The organism is Asticcacaulis sp. P2_B1, from assembly GCF_056404915.1.
Map to the genome: position 1 here is coordinate 110,190 of NZ_JBFUDD010000008.1, position 16,621 is coordinate 126,810.

Annotated in this window: 11 protein-coding genes and 1 tRNA gene; 6 read left to right on the forward strand and 6 right to left on the reverse strand. The window is 58.8% G+C overall.

The annotated features are described in order from the left end of the window. Positions 1–80: 80 nt before the first annotated feature. The 4 genes from pdxH (at position 81) to AC1DX3_RS16840 (ending at position 7,092) form a co-directional block, all read left to right on the forward strand. Positions 81–743 carry a pyridoxamine 5'-phosphate oxidase gene (gene pdxH / locus AC1DX3_RS16825; protein WP_476990477.1) on the forward strand — a complete coding sequence of 221 codons (663 nt, stop codon included), beginning with the start codon at positions 81–83 and terminating at the stop codon, positions 741–743. Positions 744–788: 45 nt separating this feature from the next. Continuing rightward, positions 789–2,219, forward strand: coding sequence for a bifunctional aminoglycoside phosphotransferase/ATP-binding protein (locus AC1DX3_RS16830; RefSeq protein ID WP_476990478.1), 1,431 nt, complete (start codon positions 789–791; stop codon positions 2,217–2,219). Positions 2,220–2,390: 171 nt separating this feature from the next. Next, the gene (locus AC1DX3_RS16835; RefSeq protein WP_476990479.1) at positions 2,391–3,293 is read left to right on the forward strand and encodes a DUF1499 domain-containing protein; all 903 of its coding nucleotides are present in this window, start codon (positions 2,391–2,393) and stop codon (positions 3,291–3,293) included. Positions 3,294–4,008: 715 nt separating this feature from the next. Then, positions 4,009–7,092 (forward strand): TonB-dependent receptor domain-containing protein, encoded by a 3,084-nt coding sequence (locus AC1DX3_RS16840; protein ID WP_476990480.1) that lies wholly within the window; start codon positions 4,009–4,011, stop codon positions 7,090–7,092. Between the two features lie 681 nt (positions 7,093–7,773). On the opposite strand, the gene sppA is transcribed toward AC1DX3_RS16840, so the two are convergent. The 3 genes from sppA to AC1DX3_RS16855 form a co-directional block, all read right to left on the reverse strand. Then, positions 7,774–9,552: a signal peptide peptidase SppA gene (sppA, locus tag AC1DX3_RS16845; protein WP_476990481.1), complete on the reverse strand. Its 1,779-nt coding sequence runs from the start codon at positions 9,550–9,552 to the stop codon at positions 7,774–7,776. A gap of 164 nt (positions 9,553–9,716) precedes the next feature. Beyond that, positions 9,717–10,613, reverse strand: a complete 897-nt coding sequence (trhO, locus tag AC1DX3_RS16850; RefSeq protein WP_476990482.1) for an oxygen-dependent tRNA uridine(34) hydroxylase TrhO — start codon at positions 10,611–10,613, stop codon at positions 9,717–9,719. Positions 10,614–10,652: 39 nt separating this feature from the next. After that, positions 10,653–11,351 carry an alpha/beta fold hydrolase gene (locus tag AC1DX3_RS16855; protein WP_476990483.1) on the reverse strand — a complete coding sequence of 233 codons (699 nt, stop codon included), beginning with the start codon at positions 11,349–11,351 and terminating at the stop codon, positions 10,653–10,655. A gap of 162 nt (positions 11,352–11,513) precedes the next feature. Between AC1DX3_RS16855 and AC1DX3_RS16860 the strand changes: the two genes are divergently transcribed. Then, a tRNA-Gln gene (locus tag AC1DX3_RS16860) sits at positions 11,514–11,587 on the forward strand. Between the two features lie 14 nt (positions 11,588–11,601). Here AC1DX3_RS16860 and AC1DX3_RS16865 read toward each other — a convergent pair. The 3 genes from AC1DX3_RS16865 to AC1DX3_RS16875 form a co-directional block, all read right to left on the reverse strand. Further along, positions 11,602–12,729, reverse strand: a complete 1,128-nt coding sequence (locus tag AC1DX3_RS16865; protein ID WP_476990484.1) for a carbohydrate porin — start codon at positions 12,727–12,729, stop codon at positions 11,602–11,604. 75 nt (positions 12,730–12,804) lie between these two features. Further along, positions 12,805–13,335 (reverse strand): N-acetyltransferase family protein, encoded by a 531-nt coding sequence (locus tag AC1DX3_RS16870; RefSeq protein WP_476990485.1) that lies wholly within the window; start codon positions 13,333–13,335, stop codon positions 12,805–12,807. After that, on the reverse strand, positions 13,332–15,482 hold the full coding sequence (locus AC1DX3_RS16875; protein WP_476990486.1) for a S9 family peptidase: 2,151 nt from the start codon (positions 15,480–15,482) through the stop codon (positions 13,332–13,334). Before AC1DX3_RS16875 ends, AC1DX3_RS16870 begins: the two co-directional genes overlap by 4 nt. Positions 15,483–15,690: 208 nt before the next feature. Between AC1DX3_RS16875 and AC1DX3_RS16880 the strand changes: the two genes are divergently transcribed. Next, positions 15,691–16,611, forward strand: a complete 921-nt coding sequence (locus tag AC1DX3_RS16880) for a trypsin-like serine peptidase (protein ID WP_476990487.1) — start codon at positions 15,691–15,693, stop codon at positions 16,609–16,611. Positions 16,612–16,621 lie beyond the last annotated feature (10 nt).

The following is a 16,621-nucleotide window of genomic DNA, read 5'->3' on the forward strand; positions in this document are numbered from 1 at the left end:
CTTGAAGTTCAGGGTCCCGAAGTCCATTGTCCGAAAGCGATTTATCGCCCAGCTATGGTTTGCAAAGTCTTAAAATTCTCATGTCATCGACGCTCATTCCGCCCAGCCCGTCCGAAGCCGACTACGCCGAAGCCCACGCCGCCCACGAGGCCGAGATCGAGGCCGGTGAACCCTTCGCCTTGTTCGGTCAGTGGCTGAAGGACGCGGCTGCCCGTGAACCCAACGATCCGAACGCCATGGCGGTCGCGACAGCCGATGCCGACGGCCTGCCGGACTGCCGCATGGTGTTGTTGAAGGACTTCGGCGAGGCCGGTTTTGTCTTCTACACCAACACCTTGTCGGCCAAGGGGCGGCAACTGACGCAGAACCCGAAGGCTGCCTTGCTGTTCCACTGGAAATCCCTGCGCCGCCAGGTACGTATCCGCGGCGAAGTCACGACCGTCAGCGATGCCGAGGCCGATGCCTATTTCCACAGCCGCGCCCGTCAAAGCCAGATCGGCGCCTGGGCGTCCGACCAATCCCAGCCCTTGCCGGATCGCTTTGCGCTGGAAAAACGCGTCATCGATTACGGTTTGAAATTCGGCCTCGGCACGATCGACCGGCCGCCGCACTGGACCGGCTATCGTGTCGCTCCGCTGGCCATGGAGTTCTGGCGTGACAAGCCGTTCCGTCTCCACGATCGCGTGCACTTTACCCGCGACACCGTCACGGCCAATTGGTCGCGCGAAAAGCTTTATCCGTAACCTACGGATAATCCTTATTCTTCCAATACCTACAAGGACCCGATCTTGTCTCTCAGCCAAGTTCTCTACCACCTGAAAGAAGGCGCCGACGCCGTCATCGAAACCTCGTGCGCCACGGTCATCCTCAAAGGGACCAAGGCCTATAAGGTCAAGAAAAGCGTCGACTACGGCTTTCTCGACTTCACCTCGCCCGAAAAGCGCCGCGCTGCCCTGCTGCGTGAATTGCGTTACAATCAACGCATGGCGGCCGACATCTATCTCGGCGTCGAGGATATCGGCGGCGAAAGCGTCCTGGTCATGCGCCGTTTCGACACGGCCGGCGTCCTGGGAGAGCAGAGCACGGCCCAGGCCGGTTGGACGCCCGATCCCGAGACCATGCACGACCTGGGGCAATTGGTGGCCCGTTTTCACGCCGGCTCGGAAATTTGCCGCGACGCCGAACATGTCAACAATATCAAATACGTCGTTGATTCCAATAAAAGAAATATCGATGTTTTCCGCGATCAATTGGGCGCCGAGGCGGTTGATGCCTATGACGCGGCGATCCAAGCGGCTTACGAATCGCTCAAGGACGAGGTCGTCAAACGCTTTGACGACGGCCATGTCCGCCACTGCCACGGCGATCTGCATCTCGGCAATATCCTGATCGAGCACAACAAGCCGGTCTTGTTCGATTGCATCGAGTTCAATGAACGCCTCAGCCAGATCGACGTCTTTTACGACCTAGCCTTCCTGCTTATGGATTTGTGGGTGAGGGGGCATGAAGCCGCCGCCAACAGCGTCCTCAATGTCTATCTCGAACAGGCCGCGCGCCTGGAAGACGATGTCGCCGGCATCTACGCCGGTCTGAAATTGCTGCCCCTCTATATGTCAGTGCGCGCCGGCGTGCGTTGCCACGTCAATGCCAACTATGTCGGCGAAGCGACCTACGGCATGGACAAGGCGCGCATGTATCTCGAAGCCGCGCATCGCTTTCTCGACCTGGTTCCGGCGACTCTCGGCGCGGTCGGGGGCCTGTCGGGCTCAGGCAAGAGCACGGTAGCCAGACAAAGGGCGCCTGAGGCCGGGCGGGCGCCGGGCGCCGTTATTATCCGCAGTGACGAGCTGCGCAAGCGTCTGTGGGCATGTCCCGAATATGAACCTCTCCCTAAGGAGGCTTATGCCGCCGATGAGAATGATCGCGTCTACGGTCATATGCTCGATCTAGCGGCGGTCGCTTTGCAGGCTGGTCAGTCTGTTATCCTCGACGCAACCTTTCGCGAATCCACCTGGCGTGAGCGTGCGGAGGTACTCGCCCAGCAGGAGAAACTTGCGTTCGGCGGGATATGGCTCGATGTTTCGGCGGAGGCGCGCGCCGAACGTGTAAAGGCTCGTCTTAGAGATGTTTCAGATGCAACTGCTGCCGTAGCGTTAAGCCAGCAAACGGTTGATACCTCTCAACTTTCATGGCATATACTCACCCCCGATCGCGCCTGATTTTAACCCATCCAGTTGTTCATCCATGACGTATAATAGTGGGCATTGGTCAAGATCGGACAATTGCCACTCGTCGTTTTTCGCCTGTTGAAGGTAATTCCGTGACGTAGCTCCGGCGGGGGCTAATGTGCGCGTACGCCGTTAAACCAATAAATAAGGGAAACCCCATACGTGACGGATGACTTGCCTGATCCCGCCGACAAGAAGCCGCAAAAGAAGAAAGGCCTGGCCTTTGCTCAATGGGCTTTTATAGTTGCGCTTATCGTGCCATTGTTTCTGCTCGGCACCATGATGGCAACCAATCTCGGTTTTATCCCGACGGATGTTGGTGTCCGTACCCTGGCACTCGGAGTGGGGCCGCGTTTGGCCATGGCGGCCCTGGCGATTTCCGGTTTGTCTTTGTTGATTTCCTTGTTTATGGCGCCGAAACGGTACGCGCCGTGGGCCTTGGCAGCGGCTCTTATTTCCGGTGGCATAATGGGCGGCTATTCGCTTTATCACCGCCAGCTTAAGGCCTATCCTCCAATCGCCGATGTCGCCACGAATTGGTCGCCGGCCGTCAGCCTGTCGGACAAACTGATCGCGGCTCGTGGGGCCGATGCCAAAGCGGTCGAAGATCTGCCGCGTGTACCGCGTAACGAATCGATGGAGTGGGGCGGCAAGACGATACCCGCCATCAACGACGCCACGTGTCCGGGCGCTCGAACCGTCCATCGTAAGGATATTAGCGCCGAGCAGGTCGAAGGTTTGTTTCGGTCCGACAAGAGCTATAGGGTATATGGTAAGGCCCCCTGGCGTGTCGAAGCGATACATCAGGACAACTTCTTCGGGCTCAAGGCAGATGTCGTCGTGCGCCTCGATCCGACGGGCGTAGATGTCCGCTCGATCAGCCGTTACGACATGCCGGATCTGGGCGACAATTGCCGCCGTGTGACCGACATCGTCAACAAGATCAAAGCCTTGCCAAGTGATCCTGATATGCTGGACCAAACAGCGGCGGATGGTGTGGCCTTGTCTGCCGCGTCGGGAATGGCGCCGGGCAGCGATATGCCTGCCGATGGCGGTGGCGATTGAACGGATTGGCTTAACTTTTGCTTAACCTCTGGCGAAACGACAGAGGTGCACCGTGGCTGAGGCAACTATTTCTTATATATCAAAACGTTCCCAACGCTGGGTGGCGGCTGTGCTCAGTCTGGTTTTGATACATGTGCTGGTAGCGAGCTGTACGCCCGAGCCCGTTTCGCCCATGGCGGCACGTATTACCCTCACGCGGTAACTGCGGTAAAAAGTTCCTGAGCGAGGTTACTGTGTGACAACGCCGTCATCCTTACCGGGTGCGATTGCGACCGGCCTGTGACGAATCTCCATCATTGAGGCATATTTTCGCACTTGCGGCACATTGTCTGCTTGTCGCGGCGCCACGATCTAAGAAATGATTATGGGCCCAATAAGCGAAAATGGGGTGTTTTTTTGCAAAACGCTGTCCCTGTCCTCCCTGCCCGCAATTAATCTTTAATCAATTGATTTGCCTTAGCTATATTCTGCGCATCACCAGTGGTGACGCAATAGTAGGCGTGGAAAAAATCACCCCATAGGCGTAGTCCGGCCTGACCCTGTGTAAGGTTGCTCGTGTGACTTTATTGAAACAGGTTTCAAATGATATAGACAAAAATGTGTCGTGCGATTGACGGATTCACGACAGCGGTCTTTAAGTTCATTAACAGCGTGTAATGCTGGAAACTGCGGCGGGTACGCCTATACCCACACTGTAAACCCGGAGAACAAACGAGTGAAAAAGATAACTCTGCGATCGGGCCTGATGGCCACGACGACAATTTGCGGCATGCTGTCCGGCGCCTTCGCCGTCAGCGCGCTGACCCCGACGGCCGCGCTTGCTCAGGACGCCGCCCCGGCGGCCGCCGCTCCGGCCGACGACACCACGACCGTGGTTGTTACCGGCTCGATCATCCGCAAGAAGGCGCTGACCTCTATCTCGCCCTTGACCGTCACTTCGGCGGCCGACTACGAAAAGCGCGGTATCACCACGATCGACCAGGCTGCTCAGCACCTGTCCGGCAACAACGGCGGCGCGATCACCAACAACTGGTCGACCTTCGGCTTCTCCACCGGTGCCTCCGGTCTGTCGCTGCGCGGCCTGACGTCCAACTCGACCCTGATCCTGGTCGACGGCATGCGCGAAGCCTATTATCCGCTCGGCGACGACGCGACCCGTAACTTCGTCGACCTGAACACCATTCCCGACGCCACCATCGACCGCATCGAAACCCTGCAGGACGGCGCGTCGTCGACCTACGGCGCCGACGCCATCGCCGGCGTTGTCAACGTCATCACCAAGAAGACCTTCAACGGCTTCACTGGCAAGATCGAAGGCGGCTCCGCTGAAAAGGGCTTCGGCGGTCACCAGATGGTTTCCGGCATCTGGGGTAAGGGCAACCTGAACACCGACGGCTATAACTTCTATGTCAGCGCCGAATATCAAAAAGACGACCTGATCAAGTTTGCCGACACCGACTACCCCTACAACACCGCCGACCAAAGCAAGACCTGTAACGCCGACGGCTCCGACTGCCGTACCAATGGCGTCACCAACGGCATCCAGTTCGACGATACCTTCCCGGGCGTCGGCACGAACACGGTCGCTTCTGTTCGCCCGTATACCCAAGCCTTTGCCCCCCACGGCAACTGGCAGGAAATCAACCCGGCCCTGAATTGCAGTGGTTTGAAGGAAGTCACTATCACTGCAGACGAAGCCGCCAACTCCGGCATCGGGGGCATAGCGGCGGGTACCAAGCTTTGCCAACAAGACCTGGTCAAAGACTATGGTGTCATGCAGCCGGAAGATACTCGCAAGAGCCTGTCGGCGCGCTTTAGCAAGCGTTTCAGTGACGACATGGAAGGCTACGCGTCGGTTAACTGGTATCAGAACGATACCTATCTCTATAATAACCCCTCCAGCATCCGTGCGGCAACGACTCCGGGCGCCGCTGGTTCGTCAGTTTCCACCGCTGCCGCCGACCCGAACGCCTATGCCTTCGCCTCCGGTCTCTACCTGCCGGTTTATGTCTGCCCGCGCGACACTGTTGGCGCGTGTACGGCGGCCAACGGCACTCTGAACCCGAACAATCCGTTCGCTTCGGCCGGCGATATCGCCCGTATTACCTATCGTCTCAACGACATCAAGAACGAAACCACGACGCAATCGCGGACCCTGCGCTTCGCCGCCGGCCTGACCGGTTCGGCTGCCGGCTGGAACTACGACATCGGCGCCACGGCGATGAAAACCAATCTGGATATCACCCAGAAGGGCCGCATCTTCGTTTCGCACCTGATCGACGTGGTCAAGGACGGTTCCTATAACTTCATGGATCCGTCGAAGAACAGCCAGGCAGTCCGCGACTACCTGTCGCCGACCAATGTGCAAAAGTCGACGTCGGAACTGGACATGTTGCAGGTCAACGCCTCGCGCGATCTGATGGATCTGGGCGGTGGATCTCTGTCCTTGGGTTTGACCGGTCAAATCCGGTATGAAGCCATTGACAACCCGTCGGCCAACCCCGATCCGGTCGGTGGCGATCCTACGGAACGTTACTTCACCATCAATCCGTTCGGCGCAACGGGTAGCCGTACCATCACGGCTCTCGCCTTCGAATTGGACGCACCCTTCACGCCGAATTGGACAGTCAATATTTCGGGTCGTGAAGACCGCTACTCGACGGGCTTCTCGGCCTTCTCGCCGAAGTTCTCGACCAGCTATAAGTTCCTTGACGGTAAGCTGACCCTGCGGGGCACCTTCTCGCGTGGCTTCCGCGCTCCGTCGATCGCTGAAACCAATTCGGATCCGTCGACCGGCTTTGTGACCTTGAACGCCCCGGATTGGTTCATCGATGAAGAACACGCTCGCGTTCCGCATGATCCGGACTGTAACACGACCGGCCATCCGGCTTGCGGCAACGGTTACGGTGTCGGCTATTCGTTGGGCCTGACCACGATCGCCGCCAAAGACCTGAAGCCTGAAAAGTCGAAGAACACCACGGTGGGCTTCGTGTGGCAGCCGACGAAGTCCCTGGGCTTCACCTTCGACTACTACCAAATCCACAAGTCGGGCGTTATCGCCGGCGCCAACTATGCGCCTGCCATCGACGCCTACTTCAATGGCGATCCGATCCCTGCCGGCTTCACCATCACGCCAGGCGCCGTCGACCCGTTGTTGCCGAACGCTATGCCGACCCCGGGCTTCATCCAATACGGCCTGCAAAACCTGAACGCTCAGGACACGGCAGGTATGGATGCATCGGTCATCGGTCGCTTCGACCTGGGCTGGGCCAAGTGGACCACCACAGCTGAAGCCACCTACATGCAGTACTACACCCAAACCTACAATGACGGCACCAAGCAACGTTATGACGGTACCTTGGGTAATAACCAGATCACCTCGGGTTCGGGTACGCCCAAGCTGCGCTGGAACTGGCAGAACAACCTGGACTTCGGCAAGCTGAACGTGTCGGCCACGGCCTACTATATCAGCGGCTACAAGGCCATCGCCATGGATGCTGGTGATACCGACTATAACGGTACCTGCGACTCGCCCGGAAACGGCAACGTCGCCGTCGGTTATCGTAACACCGGTGAAATCGTGAAGTGTAACACCGACTCCTTCGTCGATGTCGATATGCACGCTTCTTACGAAATCAACCAAAACTACAGCATCTACCTCGACGTGCTGAACGTGTTCGGTGCCAAGGCTCCGGAAGACCCGAACAGCACCTACGGTCTGACCAACTACAATGCCGCGTTCCACTCCGCTGGCGTTATCAATCGTTACTTCAAGGTCGGTGCGAAGGTTAACTTCTAAACCTTTTCGAACCTGATTGAGCTGAGGGGCGGTGCCGTTTACGGCGCCGCCCTTTTTCGTGCGTCGTCACAAGCGCGCAAACCCGACGTAAATCTTGCAACTCTGCGCATTCAACGTAGATGATGAGGAAGTCGATGCTCTGATTCAGGCCGTTCCGCATTACCTGCCCTGTGAGGCGACCTTTTAACCTGGGCAAGGTATCTCGACGGCCGTAATACCAGCAGAAAGAATGACCGTGGGCATAGGCTTTTCGCGGACTCACCCTGCTGTTCGTTGAGGTGATAATGCCTATGGATTCAGCCGCACACTCATTCGGAGTGCCGGTTTTCTTTGAATAAGGCCTCAGCTACTCCGATTGCAGCATTAGCAATTTCGGTGACCGTCGGCGATGAGGTGAACTCATGCGATGGTAGCCCTTCTATTAAGCGCCTCGTTTGATGAAAGTGCCTCGTCTGTTTATGGCGATTCCTTCGACGGGCGCCAACGTCGCCGACCACTTCATGGGTGTTGGCGGAACTGTGAGGGAGCAGATGACATCGTGTGCAAGCACGGGGCAGTTCCTGTGATCATCCTCCGACAGGCACATCTACTCCCGTCGCCAGTGCCCGTGCTGGGCGCAAGCGCAAAAACGCCCGGAATAAGATCCGGGCGCTCAGCCTACTCGTAGCAATTCAGTGCGATTTACCGCTGGGTGTCCTGATAGGGTTTAGGTGCCATGACCGTGGCTCCTTGTTCCCGCAGGCGTTCGTCGGCGACGGTGTTCATCACCGCTTCCGCCTTGGGGTCGCTCATCGCCCAGCCGAGGAAGGACAGGGTTTTCAAGCCCGTCATGCTCATCTGGACGCTTTGGCGGACGCCGCCGAACATGGTCGGCTTATTGGGATACATAACCAGTTGAACATCGGCGGTGGGGCCGATCTTGGCCAAGGCCTTGGCGGCATCGACGGCGTCGTAGAAGCCGCCAGTCTTGTCGACCAGGTGCAGACTGACGGCCTGTTCACCTGTCCAGACGCGGCCCTTGGCGATGTGGCGCACGGTATCTTCGGGCAGGTTGCGGCCGGCGGCGACGTGGACGATAAAGCCGTTATAGATCTGGTCGATCCAGCCCGACAATGCCGCACGTTGTGCCGGCGTAAAGCTCTGGGCCTGGCTGAAGGCACTGCTGTACGGTGCGCCGACGGAGATATCACGTTCATCGACACCGAAACGGCTTAGCGCATCGCCGATGGCGAACTTGCCTCCGAAGACGCCGATCGAGCCGGTGAGGGTAGAGGGGTTGGCGACGATGGCCGAAGCACCCGAGGAAATCCAGTAGCCCCCCGAAGCGGCATATTCGCCCATTGACACGACGACCGGCTTGCCGGCATCGCGCGCTGCCTTGATGGCATCGGCGATTTGTTCTGACGCCGTGTCCGAACCGCCTGGCGACGAAACGCGGAAGACGATGGCCTTGACGCTGGAATCCTTGATGGCTGCGTAAAAGGCATCGGAGACGTCGTCCGACATCATGCTGGGGGAAGAGCCAAAGCCGCCGCCGCTACCCTTGCCGGTCATGATGGCGCCTTCACCGTCGATGACGGCGATGACTGAGCCCTTGCTGGTCGGCAGCAGAGTCTTTTCGTAATCGCGCAGATCGACCACAGTGGCATTGGTGCCGCGCTTCTTGGCGGCTTCTTCGGCGTCATGCACCTGGCCGAGATTACTGACCAGGCCCAGTTGCAGGGCCTGCTCGGCACCATAAGGGCCCGCTTCCAATGTCTTTTGCACCGCCGCTACATCCATGCGACGGTCGTGGGCGATATTGTTCAGCATGGACTGATAGATGCTGCCCATCCACGACAGGGTCGCTTCGCGGTGCGCCGGCGTATAGTCGTTATAGAGGTAGGGGTTGACGGCGTTCTTGAATTCGTAGCGCTGCTCGTATTCCGCCTTGACGCCGAACTTATCGAAAGCGCGCTTGAGGAACATGGTCGAGGTCGAGATGCCAGTTACCTGGAAGGACGACCGCGGCTGCATCCACAGTTCGCTTGCCGACGAACCCAGCATGTAGGAGGCGACGACCATGGTGTCGGGATACAGGCCCTGGCTATGGGCGATCACCGGCTTGCTGGCGCGACGGACATAGATGATGGCGTTGCGAATCTCCTCGGCCGCGGCGGGCGACATACCGCCTTCGGGCAGGCGGATGAAGACGGCCTTGACATGGCTGTCGTCAGCAGCCCGATGCAAGGTCGTGACGACCTCCATGGTCGACAGGCCTTTTCCGGTCAGGAAATCGAACGGTTGGGCGGATGTCTGGTCCGTCATCTTTTGGCGCAGATCGAGCGAAATCACGACATCGCCGGTCGTCTTCGGATGCGAAGCCGCCGCGATCATCATGATTAGGCAGATCGGCAAGCCGACAAAGACGACCAACAAGGCCACGATTGTCGCCGAAAGCGTTATGAAAAACTGTTTCATACGGAATCCATCATCCCCAACTCTAGTCCGCGGAGCATAATCCTTAATAGGCGCGCGTCAAATGAAGAGCGCGTCACAATTAACGATTTGTCCGTTTTCGTTAAGATTCTTCCGGCCTTGTGACAGACCTGCACCAATCTTGGCAAAACCTTATAACATAAAGTCTAAAATTTCGTGCGGCCGGGGAATTGACGCACCGGCTTTTGGTCGTGGGCGAGACGGGGCTCGCCGTAGCAATGCGGGCAGGAGATACCCTTGACATAGGCCGGATGGGTCTGGTCTTCAGCGGTCAGGGTGTGGTCGCAATGCAGGCACAGGACGGCGGTCCTGGACGGCTGCAAATCATGGTCGACGGCGATTCTCTCGTCGAAGACGAAACACTCGCCTGACCACAAAGACGTCTCGGCCGGCACGTCTTCGAGATATTGCAATATGCCGCCCTGCAGGTGATAGACGTCATCAAAACCGTTGTCGATCAGCCACGACGTGAACTTCTCGCAGCGTATCCCGCCGGTGCAGAAGGTGGCGACCTTCTTGCCGCGCAAGGCGTCGGCGTTATCGCGCGTCCATTGCGGCAGGTGCTTGAAATTGGGGATTTGCGGGTCAATGGCGCCGGCAAAGGTGCCAAGATTGACCTCGTAATCATTGCGCGTATCGATGATGACGACGTCCTCGCCCTTGATCAGGTCGTTCCAATCCCTGGGCGCGACGTATTGTCCGAAACGCTTCATCGATACCGGCTCGCCCAGCGAAATCGTCTCTTTCTTAAGCCGCACCCGCGCCTTACCGAAAGGCTGGAACTGAGCATAGCTTTCCTTCCAGGCAATCTTCGCGCCGATGAGTTCGTCCTGGAGATAGGCGAGGAAGGCGTCGATGGCCTCACGCGTGCCGGAAATGGTTGAATTGACGCCTTCGCGCGTGATCAGCAACGAGCCCTTGATGCCGGCGGCTTTTAGACGCTCCAGCAAGGGCGCCTGCATGGCTTCGAAATCGGGAAAATCGAAGAAATGGTAGAAGGCGGCGATGACAAAGGCATCGCTATTGGGGTGGGTTTCGAACATGGCGCGCAGGTAACATAATCGCCGGCTTTTGACAAACGCTCAGCTCTGCAGGAAAGGCCGGAGATGCTTGACGACAATGCCTTCGGCGTCGCTCTGAAACATCATGTGCGGCAGGTCGATATCGACAATCGTCCCGTCGGGCAAGCCTTCGAACCCGCGCGGCAGCCAGGGCGGGATCAAGCGATCCTTCGCGGCGTTGAGACATAAAACGGGGAGGGCGATCTGCGATAGCCAGCCACGCACGTCGCAGGTCAAAACAGCACGGACGCGGTCCAGCAGGACGGAACGCGGGACGGGTTTTACGGTTTGGTGAATAGTTTCTGCCATTTGCCGGTTCTTGTTATTGAACAGGATCAGGTTGATCTGCCAGGTCCACAATGGCAGCCATTGCCCGATGACCAGTAGCGGCAGGATAGCCCGCCCCAGGGCGCCGAAAGGCGAGCAAGCGAAGGTCGCGCCAAGAATCATTTTCACCGGTTTGTGGGCTGCATGGACCGCCAGCCAGATTGCCAAGGGGCCGCCGAACGATTCTCCTATCAGCACGTAATCGCGATCGCGCGGCAGGGCCGGCAGAATCAGACGACCCAATCGTTCGTAGGATTGGTCGCCATATTGCGGATAGCTGACGACGTGCACATCATGATCATCGAGGGCCTGACGAAGACTGTCGAAAAACGCCCCCGTACCGTCTGTGCCGGGCAGGAGAATACAGAGCGGGCGGGCTTGCGAATCCGTCATGGATCGTTGTTAGCAGATATGTCCCCAAAAATGTCCTTGCCGCGGGACCTCGGCGCGGAAAAAGTTGTTTAAGGCTATTGCCTTGTCGAAAACCTTGCGCTATTCCCACGCCTCTCCCGGCCACGGCCCCAGTGCCGCCGCGCCGGAAGGCCAGCTTCATGCTGGGGAATGGTGTAATGGTAACACTGCGGTTTTTGGTACCGTCATTCTAGGTTCGAGTCCTAGTTCCCCAGCCAGCTCTTCCCAGACATCACAGCCCGTTCATTCCGACCTTCACGCGCAATTGCAGCACCAAGGCGTTATCGATGTCGCTGCGGCCGGATGGGTGCTGGACATATTGCAGGTCCGGCTGGAGCGAAACACGGTCATTCAGGTCGTAGCGATAGGTCGCTTCCCACGTCACTTCGCTTATCAGGTCCTCATCAACCGATGCCCTATAGGGCGCACCGAAATGCGCCACGGCGACAGCCAGGCCGGTCTGGTCGCTATCGCGACCCTTGAGCGCCCCGGTATAGACCACGCCGCCGCCGGCATAATGGTCGATCGTCATAAGGGTATCATTGGCGACGCCGGCGCGCACCCAGCCCTTCAGGCCCTGGTCCTCTGACGACCCTTCCCTGGTCAGGGTAAAACCGACCTGGCCATAGGCACCGTTATTGCCGCGCGATGTGCCGCTGCCATCCAACCGGTCAAGCCTAGCTGTATTGGCCCAGGCGCCGAGCTTTACGAAGCCGCCATTGAAATCATATTGATATTCGCCAGCATAGTGGGCGCCTTCCTCGGCCGACAACTTGATATAGGCGAAGGCTTGGTCGTCATAGGGATTGCCTGGGACGCCGTCGAAAAGCCCGGCACGCAAGGCTTGATGGGGCGTAATCTGCCACTGTCCAACCACACCCAGAGCGCTGATCGGGAAGATTGACGGCCCGCTTTGCGAATAGTCTATACCGATGCCGTGCGAGGCGTTGAAGAACACACTGCCGACGTCCTGGACATCGAACATGGCGTTGAGATTGATCAGGCCGGCCATGACCGAGCCCTTGTCGCCCCAGCTTTTCTTGCCATAGGCCTCGAACAGCCGCCAACCGTCGACGCTGTCGATATTGGAGGTCACCTGGATATCGCCGACGCGATTGGCGGAAAAGTCGTCGCCGAAATCCCCCAAAACATAGCCGAAGGCTTCCCAGCCGTTATCACCCTGCCAATGTGCCGTCAGGTCGAGATTGCTGAGGCCGCTGATGCCGCGGTTCAAGCCGCCGCTGAGCACCGAATCGGCCTCAGTCGTCAATACGGCATTGGTATCGATTCCGGCCATGGCGGGCGCCGTACCGAAAAGGGCCGTGGCCGCCAGGACGAGGGTAAGGAAACGAATGGACATGGAGTTCACGCGATAAGTGGGTGTTATCACGAAAGCTCACATGAAACGCCTACGATATGGTGAACAGCCGGAAACCTAATCGGTCCAGCCTTCACCCTGCGGCGTTTCGGTCGACGGCAGCAAGTCGCGCGTCATAAAGACGACGTCCAGCCAGCGGCCGAACTTGTAACCAGCGTGCGGCAGGCTGCCGGTTAGCTCGAATCCGCATGTGCGATGGACGCCGATCGAAGCCTGGTTGGCGCCATCGCCGATGACCGCGATCATGAGATATAAACCTCGCGCCGTGCAGAGCTCGATGAGGCGGCTGAGCAGGGCCTTGCCGAGGCCTCGGCCCTCGGCGCCGGCAGCCAGGTAGATGCTGTCCTCAACACCGTATTTATAGCCCGGGCGCGTGCGAAACGGCGAGGCATAGGCATAACCGATGACGGCACCGCCCTCCTCGATGACGATATAGGGCAGGCGCATCCGCTTTACCGCATGAAAGCTGGCTAGCATCTCAGCCAGGGAGGGCGGCTCCAGGGCGAAGGTGCCGGTGCCATGCAGCACATTATGGCCGTAAATGGCGGTGATGGCCGCAAAATCGGCGTCGGTCGCGTCGCGTATCATGGCCTAACCTTTTCTTGGGTCCTCTCCATCGCCCAGATGGCGAAAGCATAGTCGAAGGCGATTTCCTTCAGGAAGTCAAACCGTCCCGAGGCGCCGCCGTGACCGGCTTCCATGTTGATTTTCAACAGCATCGGCGCGCCGGAGGTCGAAGTCTCGCGCAGCTTGGCGATCCACTTCATCGGCTCCCAATAGGTGACGCGCGTGTCGCTCAGGCCCCCGGTCGCCAGGACAGGCGGATAGGGCCGGGGAGCGATGTTGTCATAGGGGCTGTAGGACGCGATTGTGTCGTAAGCCACCGGGTCTTCAAGCGGATTGCCCCATTCCGGCCATTCCGGCGGCGTTAGCGGTAAGGTGATATCACTCATGGTGTTGAGGACGTCGATAAAGGGCACGGCGCCGATGATGCCGGCCCACAGGTCCGGGCGCATATTAACGACCGCCCCCATCAACATGCCACCGGCCGAGCCACCATAGGCGACAATGCGACCGGGGCTGCCATAGCCGCCCTCACACAAAGACTCGGCACACGCTATAAAGTCCTTGAAGGTATTGACCTTCTTGCCCTTGCGGCCGTCAAGAAACCAGCCATAACCCTTTTCCGAACCGCCGCGGACATGGGCGATGGCGTAGATCCAGCCGCGATTGACGAGGCTGAGCGAACGGATTGAAAAGGTCGGGTCCATCGGCATGCCGTAGGAGCCATAGCCGTACAGCAGTAACGGCGCCTTGCCGTCCAAAGGTGTGCCGGCCTTCATCAGGACGGTGATCGGCACGCTTTCGCCGTCGGGCGCCGTGGCATAGAGCCGGCGCGCGACGTAATCGGCGGGGTTATGACCCGACGGAATGACCTGAACCTTGCGCAGCACCTTTTCGCGCGTTTCCATATTATAAGAGAAGGTCTGGGCTGGCGTCGTCGGCGAGGTATAGGAATAGCGGATGATGTCGGTATCGTATTCGTAGCCACTGCCGGCGCCCAGGCTGTAGGCTTCTTCGGCGACGTCGATACTGTGCTCGCTCATATCGGCCTTGCGCGTGATGACCACACGCGTATTGGCGTTTTCGCGCTCTGATCGCACCATATGACGTTTCAGGACCTCGGCGCCGGTGACATAGATACCCGGCCGGTGCGGGATGAACTCCTGCCAGGTGTCGCGCGACGGATGAGCAGCGAACGACACCATGATCTTGAAGTCGATGGCGTCGTCGGCATTGGTATGGATGATGAAGCGATCATCCCAGTGGTCGACATCATATTGCACGCCGTCTTCGCGAGCTTGCACGCAGACCGGCAAGGCTTCGGGCGTGGCTGCGGGGATCAGCCAGGTCTCGTTTGTCTCGTGATTTCCGCTGCTTATGGCGATAAATTGATCCGAACTGAGGGTGCCGATATTGAGGAAGAAGCCGTCATCGGCTTCGGTATAGACCAAGACGTCTTCGCCGCCGCGGGCGGGCCGGCGGAATATCTTGGCCGGCCGCGAATTTTCGTCGCGCCAGGTCCAGAAGATATAGTGTGAATCGGGTGAGAAGGTAAAACCGCCGTCGCAGCTTTCGATCGGATCGGGCAGGATCTCGCCGGTTTCAAGATCGCGGACATAGACCTTATAATATTCCGAGCCTTGCGTGTCCTCGCCCCAGGCGAACAGTTTATGGTCCGGACTGTGCTGGGCGGCCGAGGTCTCGTAAAAGTCGGTCCCCTGTGCGCGATCTTCTTCGTTGAGCAGGACTTGCTCTGACGCCATGGTGTCAGCGATCGACGGCAGGATGTCCGTAAAGGCGGTTTCGGAGCGCGGCCGGCGGGCGGTAATGCCGTGCTGGGCGCCCAGCTCGAAGCGGCTGTAATATTCCCACGGACCGTCCGGCGATGGCACCGAAGCGTCGTCTTCTTTGATGCGGCCCTTCATTTCGGCGAAAATCTCGTCCTGCAGCGTCTTGGTGCCGGAAAGCATGGCGGCGCTGTAGGCATTCTCGGCGTCGAGGGTTTCCTTAACATCCTTGCGGATCAGGGCCGGGTCGCGCAGCACAGCCTGCCAGTTGTCGTCCTTCATCCAACGGTAGTCGTCGGTGCGGACCCGGCCCAATTGCTCGATACGGAATGGCTTCTTGGCGGGGGAAGGTGCCTGGGGTACGGCGGCGTGGGATAGAGGCATGTTATCTTTCATATAATCTCGCAGGTGCCGCCACCAGGCAGGAAAGCCCGCGGCGCATGAGCACCTAAAAACTGTGGCTGCAAAGCCAGACTCGCAAGACGTGGTAAACGGAGATGGGGGTAAAGGATTGACCCATTCCGGAAATGCCGTCAAATAGCAATGCGGGTTCCCGCGGATTTCAGACGCAATACGGTGGGGTAGCGGCGATATGGATGTTGATCTGACAGTGGACCTGATCAAGGCGACGGTGCAGATCGATCAGCCGATCAGCGACGCCAAACGCATGGTGGGCACCGGCTTCCTGATTTCGGTCCCCAAGCCCGACGGCACCACTCAGACCGTCCTGGTTACCGCCGCCCACGTTTTCGAAAAGATGCCGGCGCCGGAAGTTCGCGTCGGCTGGCGCGTGCAAAGCACCAACGGCCAATGGATTTATGTGCCTTCCAATATCGCCATTCGCTCGACGACGGGCCCGGCCTGGTATCAGCATCCGTCCCAGGACATTGCGGTTATCCCGGTGACCTTGCCGGCCAATTTCAAGGGCCAGGCCATTCCTGAAAGCTGGCTGGCCGACGACAATACCTTTACGACCGAGCATATCAGCCCAGGTGACGAACTGATGACGCTCGGTTACCCGCACGGTCTGTCGGCCAATATCGCCGGCTTCCCGATTCTGCGCGCGGGGCGGCTGGCCTCCTATCCGACGTCGCCGACCAGCACCTATCCGACCTTCCTGATCGACCTGACGGCCGTGCCGGGCAATTCCGGTGGCCCGGTCTTCATGACCTCGGGCGGGGGCCGGGCGCATACCTTTATCGCGGGCGTCCTGATCAAGCAGGTCGAGGACGACAACCAACGTTTGGAATTGGGCGTGGTGACCGACGCGGTCTATGTTCGCCAGACAATCGACATCATGCTGAAAGCCCAGGCCAGCGGTCTCAATCCCTCGGGCAATCTCAAGGTTACGCCCCTGCCGCCGCAACCGGTCCGCACGCCTGGCGGTGCCACGACCGACACCAAGGACCTGACCAACAATCCCAAGGGCGGCACAGCCGGCCAGGCCGCCAAGCCGTCCGGCGACGATAGCGCATCCGGGTCTGCCGTGCCGGTCGACGGTCCAGCTAACTGAGGATTGCCGA